The sequence below is a fragment of the Streptomyces tubercidicus genome (assembly GCF_027497495.1).
In the GTDB taxonomy this organism is placed as follows: domain Bacteria; phylum Actinomycetota; class Actinomycetes; order Streptomycetales; family Streptomycetaceae; genus Streptomyces; species Streptomyces tubercidicus.
Genome location: NZ_CP114205.1, coordinates 7,065,199 through 7,078,306, shown reverse-complemented (window position 1 = coordinate 7,078,306; position 13,108 = coordinate 7,065,199). Strand labels below are relative to the sequence as shown.

17 protein-coding genes and 1 pseudogene are annotated in these 13,108 nt (G+C 70.6%); 11 read left to right on the top strand and 7 right to left on the bottom strand.

Annotated elements, in window-relative coordinates; translation table 11 throughout:
* Positions 1 to 58 precede the first annotated feature (58 nt).
* Positions 59 to 532 (bottom strand): SRPBCC family protein, encoded by a 474-nt coding sequence (locus tag STRTU_RS30975; protein ID WP_159748283.1) that lies wholly within the window; start codon positions 530 to 532, stop codon positions 59 to 61.
* 214 nt (positions 533 to 746) lie between these two features.
* Between STRTU_RS30975 and STRTU_RS30970 the strand changes: the two genes are divergently transcribed.
* Positions 747 to 902, top strand: a complete 156-nt coding sequence (locus tag STRTU_RS30970) for a DUF6131 family protein (protein WP_167539277.1) — start codon at positions 747 to 749, stop codon at positions 900 to 902.
* Between the two features lie 33 nt (positions 903 to 935).
* On the opposite strand, the gene STRTU_RS30965 is transcribed toward STRTU_RS30970, so the two are convergent.
* The 3 genes and pseudogenes from STRTU_RS30965 to STRTU_RS36220 form a co-directional block, all read right to left on the bottom strand.
* Entirely contained in the window at positions 936 to 1,316 is a 381-nt protein-coding gene (locus STRTU_RS30965) for a hypothetical protein (protein ID WP_159748281.1), read from the bottom strand.
* Between the two features lie 179 nt (positions 1,317 to 1,495).
* On the bottom strand, positions 1,496 to 1,774 hold the full coding sequence (locus STRTU_RS30960; RefSeq protein ID WP_159748279.1) for a hypothetical protein: 279 nt from the start codon (positions 1,772 to 1,774) through the stop codon (positions 1,496 to 1,498).
* A gap of 267 nt (positions 1,775 to 2,041) precedes the next feature.
* Positions 2,042 to 2,152: pseudogene (locus tag STRTU_RS36220) on the bottom strand (IS982 family transposase); the annotation flags it as partial.
* Between the two features lie 149 nt (positions 2,153 to 2,301).
* On the opposite strand from STRTU_RS36220, the gene STRTU_RS30955 reads away from it, so the two are divergent.
* The gene (locus tag STRTU_RS30955) at positions 2,302 to 3,378 is read left to right on the top strand and encodes a protein kinase family protein (protein WP_159749759.1); all 1,077 of its coding nucleotides are present in this window, start codon (positions 2,302 to 2,304) and stop codon (positions 3,376 to 3,378) included.
* A gap of 142 nt (positions 3,379 to 3,520) precedes the next feature.
* On the opposite strand, the gene STRTU_RS30950 is transcribed toward STRTU_RS30955, so the two are convergent.
* Positions 3,521 to 3,925 carry an ArsR family transcriptional regulator gene (locus STRTU_RS30950; protein WP_308789401.1) on the bottom strand — a complete coding sequence of 135 codons (405 nt, stop codon included), beginning with the start codon at positions 3,923 to 3,925 and terminating at the stop codon, positions 3,521 to 3,523.
* Between the two features lie 51 nt (positions 3,926 to 3,976).
* Between STRTU_RS30950 and STRTU_RS30945 the strand changes: the two genes are divergently transcribed.
* The 7 genes from STRTU_RS30945 to dhaM all read left to right on the top strand — a co-directional run bounded on the left by STRTU_RS30945 (position 3,977) and on the right by dhaM (position 9,764).
* Complete coding sequence (locus tag STRTU_RS30945) at positions 3,977 to 4,435, top strand: alpha/beta fold hydrolase (RefSeq protein WP_167539268.1); 459 nt, start codon at positions 3,977 to 3,979, stop codon at positions 4,433 to 4,435.
* A gap of 241 nt (positions 4,436 to 4,676) precedes the next feature.
* Positions 4,677 to 5,006 (top strand): hypothetical protein, encoded by a 330-nt coding sequence (locus STRTU_RS30940; RefSeq protein WP_159748277.1) that lies wholly within the window; start codon positions 4,677 to 4,679, stop codon positions 5,004 to 5,006.
* Positions 5,003 to 6,064, top strand: a complete 1,062-nt coding sequence (locus STRTU_RS30935; RefSeq protein WP_159748275.1) for a WXG100 family type VII secretion target — start codon at positions 5,003 to 5,005, stop codon at positions 6,062 to 6,064. Before STRTU_RS30940 ends, STRTU_RS30935 begins: the two co-directional genes overlap by 4 nt.
* Positions 6,061 to 7,473, top strand: coding sequence for a hypothetical protein (locus STRTU_RS30930; protein WP_159748273.1), 1,413 nt, complete (start codon positions 6,061 to 6,063; stop codon positions 7,471 to 7,473). Before STRTU_RS30935 ends, STRTU_RS30930 begins: the two co-directional genes overlap by 4 nt.
* 188 nt (positions 7,474 to 7,661) lie before the next feature.
* Positions 7,662 to 8,654, top strand: coding sequence for a dihydroxyacetone kinase subunit DhaK (gene dhaK / locus STRTU_RS30925; RefSeq protein ID WP_159748271.1), 993 nt, complete (start codon positions 7,662 to 7,664; stop codon positions 8,652 to 8,654).
* 88 nt (positions 8,655 to 8,742) lie between these two features.
* Positions 8,743 to 9,339 (top strand): dihydroxyacetone kinase subunit DhaL, encoded by a 597-nt coding sequence (dhaL, locus tag STRTU_RS30920; RefSeq protein WP_159749755.1) that lies wholly within the window; start codon positions 8,743 to 8,745, stop codon positions 9,337 to 9,339.
* Positions 9,336 to 9,764 carry a dihydroxyacetone kinase phosphoryl donor subunit DhaM gene (dhaM, locus tag STRTU_RS30915; protein ID WP_159748269.1) on the top strand — a complete coding sequence of 143 codons (429 nt, stop codon included), beginning with the start codon at positions 9,336 to 9,338 and terminating at the stop codon, positions 9,762 to 9,764. Before dhaL ends, dhaM begins: the two co-directional genes overlap by 4 nt.
* A 25-nt stretch (positions 9,765 to 9,789) precedes the next feature.
* On the opposite strand, the gene STRTU_RS30910 is transcribed toward dhaM, so the two are convergent.
* Complete coding sequence (locus STRTU_RS30910; RefSeq protein WP_159748267.1) at positions 9,790 to 10,608, bottom strand: SAM-dependent methyltransferase; 819 nt, start codon at positions 10,606 to 10,608, stop codon at positions 9,790 to 9,792.
* 379 nt (positions 10,609 to 10,987) lie between these two features.
* Here STRTU_RS30910 and STRTU_RS30905 point away from each other — a divergent pair, with 379 nt between their 5' ends.
* Positions 10,988 to 11,632, top strand: coding sequence for an RNA polymerase sigma factor (locus STRTU_RS30905; protein ID WP_159748265.1), 645 nt, complete (start codon positions 10,988 to 10,990; stop codon positions 11,630 to 11,632).
* Positions 11,633 to 11,634: 2 nt separating this feature from the next.
* Positions 11,635 to 12,375 carry a hypothetical protein gene (locus tag STRTU_RS30900; protein ID WP_159748263.1) on the top strand — a complete coding sequence of 247 codons (741 nt, stop codon included), beginning with the start codon at positions 11,635 to 11,637 and terminating at the stop codon, positions 12,373 to 12,375.
* 17 nt (positions 12,376 to 12,392) lie between these two features.
* On the opposite strand, the gene STRTU_RS30895 is transcribed toward STRTU_RS30900, so the two are convergent.
* On the bottom strand, positions 12,393 to 12,851 hold the full coding sequence (locus STRTU_RS30895; protein ID WP_246241540.1) for an STAS domain-containing protein: 459 nt from the start codon (positions 12,849 to 12,851) through the stop codon (positions 12,393 to 12,395).
* Positions 12,852 to 13,108: the final 257 nt, after the last annotated feature.

Sequence of the window (13,108 nt, the reverse complement as noted above, 5' to 3'; positions counted from 1 at the left end):
CAGGTGGCCAGTCCGGCGGCCCGTCTGCCGCAGCCACTCCGGCAGTCAGTCCGACGGGTCAAGCTCCGGTGGGTGCCCTGACCGGGGCCGCCTCGGCCACTTCGGCCGCTTCGGCCACTTCCGCCAGCCTGCTGAGCATGCTGCGATGGCGCAGCTGCAGCAGGGCGTCCAGGGCCGCGTTGTGCAGCCGTCCGCCCGGCCCGGTCAGCGGATGTTCATCGACGATGACCAGGGAATCCGTGCCCCAGGGGCGCACCTCAAGGGCGATCCGGGCGGTGCCCAGCCAACCGCTGTCCACCTCCAGTTCGAGAGTGCGCGGCGGGTCACTGCGGCGGACAACGGTGTGCCCGCCGACCTCCCAGGGCCCCACCCGCACCGTATAGGCGAGCGTCGCCCCGACCTCCGGCCAGTTACCGTCCTCCGGCCGCGTACGAGCGGTTCCGACCACCCAGTCCTCGTAGTGGGAAGGGTCGGCGAGCACCGCCCACAACTCCTCGGGCGCCCGCTTGACCAGCTGGTGTCGTACGGCCATAAGCCATCCACCGCCTCACCGCACCTCGGCCGCCGGCTTCCTCACCCAGCGTAGAGCGCGCCCCCGGGACCGGCCTCCCGAGCGATCCGCCGTTCCGGCGGGCCGCCGCCGACGAGCAGTTGCCCTCGGCGCACCCCGGGATCAAAGTGATGAATACGCACACATGCCAGACCCGCATGCCAGGTCGGCCACGCATCCCGGATCGGAGCGGCTCGTGATCATTCTCGGAGTCATCCTGCTTGTCATCGGATTCCTGACCGGCATCGGCATTCTGTGGATCCTCGGAATCATCCTCGCCGTCATCGGCGCCATTCTCTGGGGCCTAGGCGCCATGGGACACGCGGTCGCGGGCCGCAAGCACTACTGGTAGCCGCGACCTGAGAGGTACCGGGCCGCCGGGCCGTCAGGGGTCCTGCGGGTCGACTCCGGTGTGTGCCTCCGCGTCCCTGCCGCCGCTGGGCCGGCGCGAGGGGCCCTTGGGACCCATGTCCCGCATGCCCTTCTCGTCGGTGTCGGCGGCGCGCCGCTCGCCCGAACGCGTCTCGCTCTTGACCTCGCTCGCCGGAGGGACCTTCTCCTGCCCGCCGGACTCCTTGCCGCGGCCCTTCTCGCCACGGCCCTTCTCGGGCGCGTACTCCTCCGGGCGGAACGACCGGCGCGCGCTCTCGTTCTTCTGCTGCTCGGTCTGATCGACGTCGGGCGACCAGCCGTGCTGCTCGGTTCCCTTGTGCATGCTCTGGCCCTCGCCCATCTTCGGGTGCGAGGACTTACGGTGTCTGGTCACTGCTGCTCCCTACTCGCGCGTCGCCGACGGTCGCCACTGGGCCACGCCCTGCGTGCGCAGCGGCACACCGTCCCTCGCCATGCGCAAAGCCTCTCGACGGACGCAATGCCCATGCCGGGCCGTCCCCTACGTCGACTGCGCCGGAGACTCCCGTACCTCCAGGCTGAGGGGCGGCGGAATCATCCGCATCTCCGCCCTGACGCGACGGCCGCACGAGGGCGGACAGCCCCGGCCTCGGGTTCGGGCTCGGCGTCCGAGTCGGGGGCCGGGTGAGCGTCGGGGGCGGGGCCCGGCTCGGCGCCCGGGTCGGGGACCGGCGGCGGCTGGGGCTTGGGGTGGACGGGGTCCAGCGGGCCCGGCGGTGGCGGATCCGGCACGTCGTGGTCCGGGGCCTCGTGGCCAGGGGCCTCGCGCTCCTCGGCGAGATCCGTGCGCAGCACGAGGGGTGCCGTCAGCATGCGCCAGCTCCTTCCGGTCGGCTCATGGTTCACGGCTGCGGGTGCCCGGTCCGCGTCGGCTCACACCTGAGCGTGGCGGGGGCCCGGTTCGGTCAAGGGCCGCCGCCACCGGCGACAGGCACCCGCGAGGCGAGGGTGCTGCTCGCAGTCTTCAAGGAATGGCTGCAGCCAGCACTCCCGCAACGGTCCCTGGACGAGTAGTTCCGATGTGGTCCGTGGTCATAGGCGGTCAGTGAGCGGGTAACCGCTGCGCCGGTCAGATTGTTGTGCAAGACAGACGAGTTCGGAGTTACTGAGCAGCGGCGGTCTACCGAGGCGCCGGGTTCCTCCCATTTCGTCGTCGATCTTTACGTAGAGTGCGGTCAGGAGGGTGTCCAGGGTCTGTCGTCACACACGGATCTTGGACGCCCTCTGCTCGCTCCGGAGGCCAAACCGCAGAGCCGGCGTCGTGGCGCTCGACGGGACTGCGCAGCCATTGCAGAATCGAGGTCGGCACCAAGGTGGAGTCCGCAGTGAAGTGCCCTGACATGTCGCGCGGTTCGCGCCTGACCGCCCATAGCACTGTCTCGACATCCCTGGCCTTGTGCAGTGATCGCACGCTGCGCGAGCTCGTGGACGCGGCCGTGCCGATCGGATCCGGCATCGGCGGGAAATCAGCCTTGCTGGAGGTCGCCGGTACCCCGGTCTTCGTGAAACGGGTGCCCCTCACCGATCCGGAGAGGCAACCTGAGCACGTCCGGTCCACGGCGAATCTGTTCGATCTGCCCGTCTTCTGCCAGTACGGTATCGGCGCCATCGGCGGGCCGGGCTTCGGGGCCTGGAGGGAACTCGCCGTGCACGCCATGACGACGAACTGGGTGCTCGCGGCGGAATACGAGGGCTTCCCCCTGATGTACCACTGGCGGGTGCTGCCCGACTCGACGCCCCTGCCCGAGGAACTTGCCGACGTCGAACGGGCCGTCGCCTACTGGGGCGACGGATCGCAGGTGCGCAACCGGATCCTGGCTCTCCAGCAGTCCTCGGCGAGCGTCGCGCTGTTCCTGGAGTACATCCCGCAGAACCTGCACCAGTGGCTGGGCACCCAGGTCGAAGCAGGAGACCAAACCGCCAACCGAGCCTTTGCCATGGTGGAGAGGGAACTGGCAGCTGGCACCTCCTTCATGAACAGCCGCGGGCTCCTTCACTTCGACGCGCACTTCGAGAACATCCTGACCGACGGCCAGCGCCTCTACTTCGCGGACTACGGCCTCGCCCTGTCCTCCGGGTTCGAGCTGTCGCAGGACGAGGCCGACTTCTTCGACCGGCACCAGACCTACGACCGCTGTTACACCGCCACGTATCTGGTGAACTGGCTGGTCACCGCCCTGTACGGGTACCAGAGGGAGGACGGGGAGGGCCGCTACGCGCTGGTGCACGCCTGCGCAGAGGGCAAGCGCCCCACAGGAATCCCAGAGGAGGCCGCGGCGATCATCGCCCGGCACGCGCCGATCGCCGCAGTGATGTCCGGCTTCAACCGCAAGTTCCAGCGCCAGAGCAGGCAGACCCCATACCCGCTAGAGGAGATCCGCCAGCTTGGCGGGATGCACAGCTCCTCCATTTACTGACGGACGCCTGGAGGCCGGTACTCAACATGGCTCAGTCACCCTACGTCGGCCTCCAGCAGCACCTCAGGGCACGACCCTGGCCCGACCACGCGCGCACTCGACATCAACCCCGCGCAACAGCTCGGACAACGGAACTACTCGTCTAGTCGACCGCGGGCGGTTCCTCGGCGGGAAAGAGGACCGGGCTGAGCAGATGCCGGGTCCGCTCGGGCGAAGGCTCGTTGCCCATCCGGGAGACGAGCACCTCACGCATCTCGCCGATCAGTTCGGCACGTTCGTCCGGGCTGAGCCAGAGCGCGTGCTGGCGGTAGCCGACCAAGTCGGCCGTCGGGTCGGCGCCCTCCCGGTCGAGGTAGGCGTTGAATTCGGCCAGCAGTGTGGCCATGGCCACGGCGAACACCCGCCGGTGATCCGCCACCGACACCGACGCCGCGGTATCGGCGTCGATCACCGCCCGCTCCCGCCGCAGCCGGTACCGGCGCTCGACGGCGCCACGCACCCGCTGCTCGTCCGCCACGTCCAGCACACCGCCGTCGGCCAGCTCCACGAGGACCTGGTCGTACGCGCACCTCTGCGGGCGCGGGAGCGGCTGGACGGGATGCTGGAGCAGATGCGGGACCAGGAGCTGGCGGAGCCCACGGAGGAGCAGTTCCAGCGGTCCCGTGAGCAGCTGGCAGGCCACTTCGCGGCCTGGCCGGAGCCCGTGCGCGAGCCGCTCGTCGAACGTCATCTCGCCACCTGGCGGGTCGCCTCACGCGAGAACCAGAACCTCTACGACGAGGTCGCCGAGGAGTTCCGGCGCGCACCCAGTACCCCCGGTGTACCGCTGATCGTGCTCTCCGCCATGGGGCACGACGCCACACAGGCCCACCTCTGGCCGGAAGAAGTGCTGCACGAGATCAACGAAGGCAAACGCGCGCTGCACGCGGAACTGGCCGCCGAGACCCCGCTCGGCGAACACCGCGTCCTCGATGACGCAGGGCACGGCTGGCTCCATGAGGAACGCCCGGATGCCGTGCTCCAGGCGTTCAACGACCTGCTCGGCCGAGTGCGTTGAACGGGCGGTCGGCCGTGCTCCGCCGCCCCGTAAGCGACCGGGCCCGTAGGCGACCGGCCCCGTAGGCAACCCGCCCCCGTAAGCAACCGGGCTCCGTTAGCAAGCAACACCGCCGCCATAAAGGTTCCGACAAGAACACCCGAGGCAACCTCCGCCAAGATCACCCCACTTCTAGACTCCCGTGCCACGGCCATTCCAGTGCCGCGTGATTTCCAGGTCTTGGAGCAACAGGGGGATACTCATGCCACAAAACGAGTCGTTAGTGGATGCGGCGGCGCTTTCGAAGCTGGCGAAGAGTTTTGAAACGTACGGGGCGGATCTGGAGAGTTACCTCAGGGAATTCCGGGCGAAGACCGATTCCGAGGTGATTCATGACGGGTTCGGCGTGCTCACCGAGTCCGAGGAAGTGACGTCCGCTTATATCGAGATGTCCCAGCACATGGTCGAGTCGCTGAATGCGCTGCGGCAGCACCTCGACCACATCGGTGCGGGTCTGCGTACGGTCCAGCAGAACGCCACAGGGATGGACGAGGCCCTGGCCGGCGGCTTCGACCAGGGGCGTCAGGTATGAGCGGTGACGAGTCGGTAGCGGAGCAGGTCTACGAAGCCGGCCTGGAAATCATCAATCCCGGCGGCGAACCCGAGGTGCTGCGCGCGGCCGCCAAGGGCTGGCGGGACCTCTACGAAAACCTCCGGACCATGTTCAAGGACATGGACCGCGAAGTGCAGCGCACCTTGGACTCCCATTGGCAGGGCCCCGCGGCGGACGCGTTCGCGGAACACTGGAAGAATCTCGACGCTGCGATGGGCAAGACCTTGCCCCAATTGCCCGCGGCGGCGAAGAGTCTCGATGAGGCCGCGGAGGCGATCGAGGAGATCAACAGCGAGATCCACGAGATCTATCTGGAGATCGGTATCTCCATCGGCATCTCCGTCGGCCTGTCCTTCCTGACCATGGGCTTCTCGGCGGCCGCGGGGGCCGCCCGAGCCGCCCAACTGGCGACCAAGGCCGCCAAGTTGGCGAAGACCCTCGGCACGATCCTGCGCAAGGTCGGCCAGGCTTTCCAGACCGTCTCCCGTCTGGCGAAGGAGCACCGATTCCTCAAAAACGTCCTGGTCACCTGGGCGAGCAATACCGGCTCCACGGTCATGGCGAACAGCCTGATGGGAAAGGAGACCGATATCGGCGAGGCGGTCTGGCAGGGCGGTCTCTCCTCGGTCGCCGGTACCGGACCCGCACTCGGCATCGGCAAGGCAGTGGGCGGAATGCGGGGCGCCGTCCTCGGCGGAGCCGCCGGCAACGTCACCGGCGGACTGGCCGTCGACGGGGCGAGGACCGCGCTGGGGGAGCATGTCAGCGGCGATGAATTCCTCGGCAATGCCCTCGTCAACAGCGCCACCGGGGGCGCGGGAGGCGCCGCGGTGCACGCCGCCAACGGCCATCTCCCGGCCGGCCACGAGGGCCCGCACTTCTCGGTCGACGGCATCATCAACGGCACCGTCTACGGCGCCGGCGGGGTGGCCGGCCAGCCTCTCAAGGACGCGCTCACCCATGCCGGGGAAGAATCCAAGGACACGGTCGCCCCGGGTGACCCGGCCAAGAAGAGCGTGAGGGACGTTTTCGGGTGAGGGAGCGAGATCGCGCGGTGGCGTCCGCCTCGGCAGTGGCCTGGGCGGGCGCGGCCGCGTTCCTGGCCGTTCTGTTGGCAGGCAAGGTGGCCCCGTATCCGCGCTGGGATCTGCTGGCCTGTCTGGCGGTCTCCGGTGGCGGTATGGCGATGTGGTGGTGGACGACGGCACGGAGGCCCGCCACCGGCAGGGGGCCGGACGGCGCACGCGGGCCGGGGCGGGGCGCACACGGGCCTGGGCGGGGCGGGCGTACGGCATGGTGGCCGCGGCAGGCCAGGCGCACGGCATGGTGGCCGGCGCGGCGCAGCGGGCTGGTGGGGCTCGCGCTCTGGGCCCTGTTCCTGCCGCTGGTGATGCTGGGATTCTCCGCCGTGGACAGCACTCCCCAGCTGGCGGAGATCACCCATGGCGGTCCGGTGCTGTCCCGGCTCACTGTGGAGGCGGTCCGCTCCACGAGCCGGTCTCAGGAGAATCACGGCGGTGTGCACTACACCTCGTCGGTCTCGGTAGCCGTTCCCGACGGGCGCGGCACGCGGCTGACCACTGAGGAGGTCACCACGTCCGATCCGCCCAAACAGGGCGACGGGGTGTGGGCGCTGTACGCCTCACGCGATGCCGCGGCCGGTGCGCTCCTGAGTCCGAGCCGGGACGAGTTGCGTGCCCTCCTGGGCGGCACGGCATCCGGTCACGAGATGCTGCTCCTGGCGCTCTCCGGCTGCGCCTGCGCCGGATACGCCGTCCTCGCCCTGCGGGAGGGCACCTCCCCGCGCCGCATCGACGCCGACCTCATCGCGGGCCGGTCCCACATGCTGCGGGTCCGCATCACCGGCGCCGGCGCGGGCCTGCACTTCCCCCGTCCCGGACGCGGCGACGGGCCGAAGCGCCACCGCCGGCTGCACCCCGCCCTCCGGCTGACCGCGGCGAACGGCGACCGGGAGCTGTATCTCGACCGCTGTCTCGACCCCGTCCCGCTCGCGGAAGCGCTGGAGAGCCAGCCGGGATGGCTGTATTGGACGCCGCGGCCCGACGGGCGGCCCGGGTGGTCGGAGCCCGCACTGCTCGTTCTCGACGACGGCCGGTTCCTCATGGGCGCGACACCCGATGGGCCCATTCCGGACCGGTACGCGGGTGCGCCGGCCGGCGAGCCGGTCACCCAGCCGCTCCCCAGCCCGGAACCGGCCCGCGCGGTCGGCCCGTACGTACTGTGGCAGCCGCACCTCCACACCCCGGGAGTGGTCGCCTTCGGCGTCGGCTTCCTGTCCGTATGTCTCATCGCGGCCGGTGTCGGTTACGGGAACGGAGCGGCGCTGGGTATCTGCCTGGCGGCCGCCGTGCTCGGGCCGGCCGTCGGGCTGCTGCTGATCGCCCGTCGGCGCAGCGCCTATCTGCGCGGCCTGCGACGCGCCTGAGAGCCGAGCCGCAGCCTCCGAACTCCGCGCCCGTACGGGTGCGGGCCCTGCGGCCGAGGTCAGCGGCGGCACCGCCCGGCCCGGTCGCCGGTCGCCTGGATTCACCAAGATCGACACCAGACAAACAGACTCTCACCTGGTAGAACACAAGGCAGAGACCCGGCTGCAATTTCCACCCGGAGGTACCCGTGAAGATGCTGATCAACGTCGCCGAGACCGTGGTCACCGATGCGCTGCGGGGGATGGCCGCGGCGCACCCCGAGCTGGTGGTGGATGCCGAGAACCGGGTGATCGTGCGGCGGGACGCGCCGGTGGCGGACAAGGTGGCGCTGGTGTCCGGGGGCGGCAGTGGGCATGAGCCGCTGCACGGGGGGTTCGTCGGGCCCGGCATGCTGGACGCCGCCTGTCCGGGTGAGGTCTTCACCTCGCCGGTGCCCGACCAGATGGTGCGCGCCGCGGCGGCCGTGGACAGCGGCCAGGGTGTGCTGTTCTTGGTGAAGAACTACACCGGGGACGTCCTCAACTTCCAGATGGCGGCGGAGCTGGCGGAGGACGAGGGGGTGCAGGTGGCCAGTGTGCTCATCGATGACGATGTCGCGGTGACCGACTCGACGTTCACGGCGGGGCGGCGCGGCACCGGAGCGACGCTCTTCGTGGAGAAGATCGCCGGTGCGGCGGCCGAGGAGGGCATGCCGCTGGAGCGGGTGGAGGCGCTGGCCCGGCAGGTCGTGGCGTCGTCGCGCAGCTTCGGGGTGGCGCTGAGCGCCTGTACGACCCCGGCGAAGGGCAGCCCGACGTTCGATCTCCCGGCCGGGGAGCTGGAGTTGGGGGTCGGGATCCACGGCGAGCCGGGGCGGGAGCGGCGCGCGATGATGACCTCGCACGAGATCGCGGACTTCGCGGTGGACGCGATTCTGGAGGATCTGGACCCGCGGCTGCCGGTGCTGGTGCTGGTCAACGGCATGGGGGCGACACCGCTGCTGGAGCTGTACGGATTCAACGCGGAGGTCCGCCGGGTGCTCGACGAGCGGGGCGTGGCGGTGGCCCGCACGCTCGTCGGGAACTATGTGACCTCGCTGGACATGGCGGGCTGCTCGGTGACGCTGTGCCAGGTCGACGGGGAGCTGCTGCGGCTGTGGGACGCGCCGGTGGAGACGGCGGGGCTCCGCTGGGGGCGCTGAGCGGCCCTACGCATCCCCTGTCCCGTCCCCCTGTCGCTTTCTTACTCAGTGCGTGAACAACCAAGGAGAGTGGTCCGTGTCCGAAACGGTGCTGGATGCCGCGTTCTTCGTACGCTGGATGACGGCGGCGGCCGCCGTCATCGACCGGGAGGCCGACCGGCTCACCGAGCTGGACTCGCCCATCGGTGACGCCGACCACGGAAGGAATATGCAGCGCGGCTTCGCGGCCGTGGTCAAGGTGCTGGAGACGGAGCCCCCGGCGACGCCCGGTGCGGTACTGATCGCCGCCGGACGGCAGTTGATCTCCAGTGTGGGCGGCGCGTCCGGACCGCTCTACGGGACGCTGCTGCGGCGGGCCGGCAAGGCGCTGGGCGAGGCGCCGCAGGCGTCGCCGGAGGAGCTGCGGTCGGCGCTGGCCGCCGGGGTGACCGCGGTGGGCCAGCTCGGCGGTTCGGCGCCGGGTGACAAGACGATGCTCGACGCGCTGACGCCCGGCGTCGTGGCGCTGGCGGACTCCTTCGACGCGGCGGCCGCGGCCGCCCAGGAGGGCGCGCTGGCCACCGTACCGATGCAGGCCAGAAAGGGCCGGGCGAGCTATCTGGGCGAGCGCAGCATCGGGCATCAGGATCCGGGAGCGACGTCCTCGGCGCTGCTGTTCGCGACGCTGGCGGAGGTGGCCAAGTGAGCGCGGAGACGGGCGGCGGCGCGGGCGCGCCGGTCGGCGTGGTGCTGGTGTCGCACAGCGGGCCGGTCGCGGAGTCGGTGGCGGCGCTGGCGACCGGCCTGGCCGGCGGCGGGGACACGGTGCCGGTGGCCGCCGCGGGCGGCACCCCGGACGGCGGTCTCGGCACGAGCGCGGAGCTGATCACCGAGGCGGCGCGGACGGTGGACCGTGGCGCGGGCGTGGCGATCCTGGTCGATCTGGGCAGCGCCGTACTGACCGTGAAGGCCCTGATCGCCGAGGGGGACGAACTCCCCGAGGGCGCACGGCTGGTGGACGCGCCGTTCGTGGAGGGCGCGGTGGCCGCCGTGGTCACCGCCTCGGCCGGGGCGGACCTGGACGCGGTCGCGGCGGCGGCCGGGGAGGCGTACGGCTACCGGAAGGAGTGAGCGGCACCGCGCGAGGCCGCCGGGCTCAGGGTTTGCGGGCGACGCCCGCGTAACAGGCGGCCTCCGCGTCGGTGACATGGGTGGCGTCCTCGGGGTGGTCGGGGCGCCACTGGTGGGAGAGTGTGAGGCCCGGTTCCAGCAGTTCCCAGCCGTCGAAGAAGCGCAGGACCTCGGCGCGGGAGCGGAACTGGAGCCGGGTGCCCGTCGCGCCGTAGATCGTGACGATCTGCCGCATCGCCTCGGGGCTGAAGTCCGGGGTGGCATGGCTCAGCGCCAGGGTGCTGCCGCTGGGGAGTGCGGCCTTGAGGGTCTCGACGATGGTGTGGGCGCGGTCCTGTCCGTCGTCGGGGACGAAGTGCATCAGCGCGTTCAGGCTGAGCGCGACCGGGCGGGTCAGATCGAGGGTGTCGAGGAGCTGTGGTGCGGTGAGGATGCCCGCGGGGTCGTTGACGTCGGCCTGGACGTACGCGGTGCGGCCCTCGGCGGTGCTCAGCAGCAGGGCCGCGGCGTGCGCGAGGACGATCGGGTCGTTGTCGGTGTAGACGACCCGGGCGTCGGGGGCGATGCCCTGGGCGATGTCGTGGAGGTTCGGCGGAGTGGGGATGCCGGTGCCGATGTCGAGGAACTGCCGGAGACCGGAGGCGGCGAGGGCCCGGGTGGCGCGGTGCATGAACTCCCGGTTGATGCGGGCGGCGACCAGCGCGGCGGGGAAGACTCCCAGCACTCTTCCGGCGGCCATCCGGTCGGCCAGGAAGTTGGTCTTGCCCCCCAGGAAGTAGTCATAGATCCGGGACGAGTGGGCCCGGTCCAGCTGTAGGTCCACCACGGAATCGTGCTCGCTCATCGTGCGCTGCCTCCCCGGTACGGCGTGCTGCTCGGCGCCTGCCCCGCGCACCATGATGCCCGTTTCGCGCGCCGTGTGCCCCGGAGAGCGCCCCAAAGGCCGTTGTGCGCCCGGCCGTTGGGGGCGCTGCCCCGTAAATCATGGATCATTCCGAAGCACTCCTGGCGCGGCCCCTGATGGGCCGCCATGCCACCGTCACGAGTGGTCACGTGCCAGCGTCATGCGTAGTCATATGAATACGCAGCGGCAGATTTTTGCCGTAGCGATGCCACAAATGGGCTCACTTTCCGGTTCATTGGAAGGTGAGAGCAACCGCTCTCCCGTGGCCGACGGCTCCTTGTCGCCCGGCTCGGTGCTTGTCAACGGAACGAGGACGCTCGTGAGCGCAGACCGGGACCGACCGCTGCCGGCGTGCGCTCCGGCGCATGTCCGTAGCGCGGAGTTATCTCCACTCCCCCGCTGCTCGCTCCCGCCCTCCGCTTCGACCCCGTTCGACCGCCGACTGTCGATCACTTTTGAGGCGTTCCTGGCCACGCATGCACGGAAGTGGCTGACCTACGCCTATCTGCACACGGGCAGTGAGGCCGCGGCCCGTGAGGTGACCCAGGCGGCGTACGGGCAGCTCAGCCGGCTGTGGCCGCATGCGCTGCGGCAGGCGTCGGTGGAGGCGTACGCCTGGTCGGTCCTCAAGGAACGCGTCGTGGAGTGGCTGTACGACCACCACCAGCCGACCGCGCTCACCGAAACCGCCGCCTTCGCCGTCGTCACCCATGCCCTGCTGCGCGAGTGCCAGCAGCAATTCGCCATGCTGGAGAGCCAGTTGGGGCTGTATGCGGCCATTGCCCGGCTGCCGGAGCGGCAGTGCGATGTGATCGTGCTGCGCCATGTCATCGGGTACAGCGACGCCCAGATCGGCTCGCTGCTCGGCGTCGACGAAGTCACCGTCCGCTCCTATGCGAGCCGCGGCAAGCGCAAACTCGCCGCCGCGCTCGGTATCGATCAGGGAAACGCAAGGGGGAACTGACCATGTGGCACACCCGCCCCGCCGACCGCAGGGAGACCGTCGAGACGCTGCTCAGCGCGGCCGCGGCGGTGTCCGGTATCGATGATCTCGCCGGGTTCCGCGACCTCGATGACGCGGGGGCGCTCAGCGCCCTCGGCGCGTCCCGGTGCGCGGGGGCGGCGGCCGACCGTGTTCCGCGGCAGGTCCGGGCCGACCAGGGCGCGCCCAGCACCTATCCCAGCGCCCGTGACGAGGCCACCCATGAGCTCCAGCTGGCCTGTGCGCTGGTCGTCAATGCCGCGGCGGCAGCGGCGAGCCTGGAGCGGCTGGTCAACGACCACCACATCGACCCGGAGGGCGCGCTGGTCTTCGCCTGTCTGCTGCACATCACCGGGCGGACCGACGCGGCGCACTTCTGGTGGCACTTCGGGGCCGGCGCCGGCAGCCGGACGGCCGCGTATTGCCTGTATCTCTCGCACCGCCGCAACGGCGAGTACCGCGACGCCGCCTACTGGCGCGAGCAGGCCGCGCACGCGCCGGACGAGGAGCGCCGCTCGGTGGCCGCGTTCGACGAGAAGCAGCTGCTGCCGGACGCGGCCCGGCACAATCTCCTCGTCCAGTGGCACAGCGGGCTCGCCCCGACCCTGCCGACCGCTCTGGAGAGTGTGATCAACCGCCTCGTCGTGGACAGCGACGACGAGGACTTCGGCGAGATTCCCCGCCCCTCCCCCACGCTCGTCCAGGACCTCGGCCGGGCCGAGTAGCCGCCCGTCGCGCGCCCTCAGGCGTCGTCGGCCCCTGCGGACGGGCCGGCCCCCGCGGACGGATCGGCTCCCGCGGACGGGTCCTCGACCGCGGGCGGCCACGCCGGGCGGGTGGCGTCGGGGACCGCGGTCAGCGCATGGCCGACCGTGGGGTAGCAGGAGAAGACGCCGAGGGACTGGGTGCCGACCAGCAGCCGCAGCATCCGTACGCCGAGTGAGGCCAGCAGCAGCCTGCCCTCCAGCCGCCGGCAGAGCCACTCCAGGGCGAGCAGGCAGCTCAGCCCCCGTGAGTCACAGAAGCGCAGGGCGGTCAGATCGAGCACCAGATAGCGGTGTCCGGCCGAGACCACCGACCGTGCCTCGGCAAGAAACGCCTGCTCGGTGCGGAGGTCCAGCTCCCCACTCACACGCAGCACCGCGCACTCTTCCGCCTGCACGATCGCAGTGACCGCCAACGACCGCATCTCCGAGCTCATGCCGTCCAGACTAAGCGCCGCCGCCGACTGCACCACCCGCGGCGGCCCCCCGGCGCACCACGGGCCCGCCCGGACAGCGCCGCGGCCCGCAGTGCCCGGACGGACCCTCCCCATGCGCCATACGGGCACCCGTTCGTGCATACGGCCAAGCTGACAGCGCCCCGAAGCGGGCAAAAACGGTCAGGTTTTTTGCCGTTACGGGCACCCTTTCGCGACGTCCTGGTTGCTATAAACCTGATGCGGGCGGAAACGGGCAG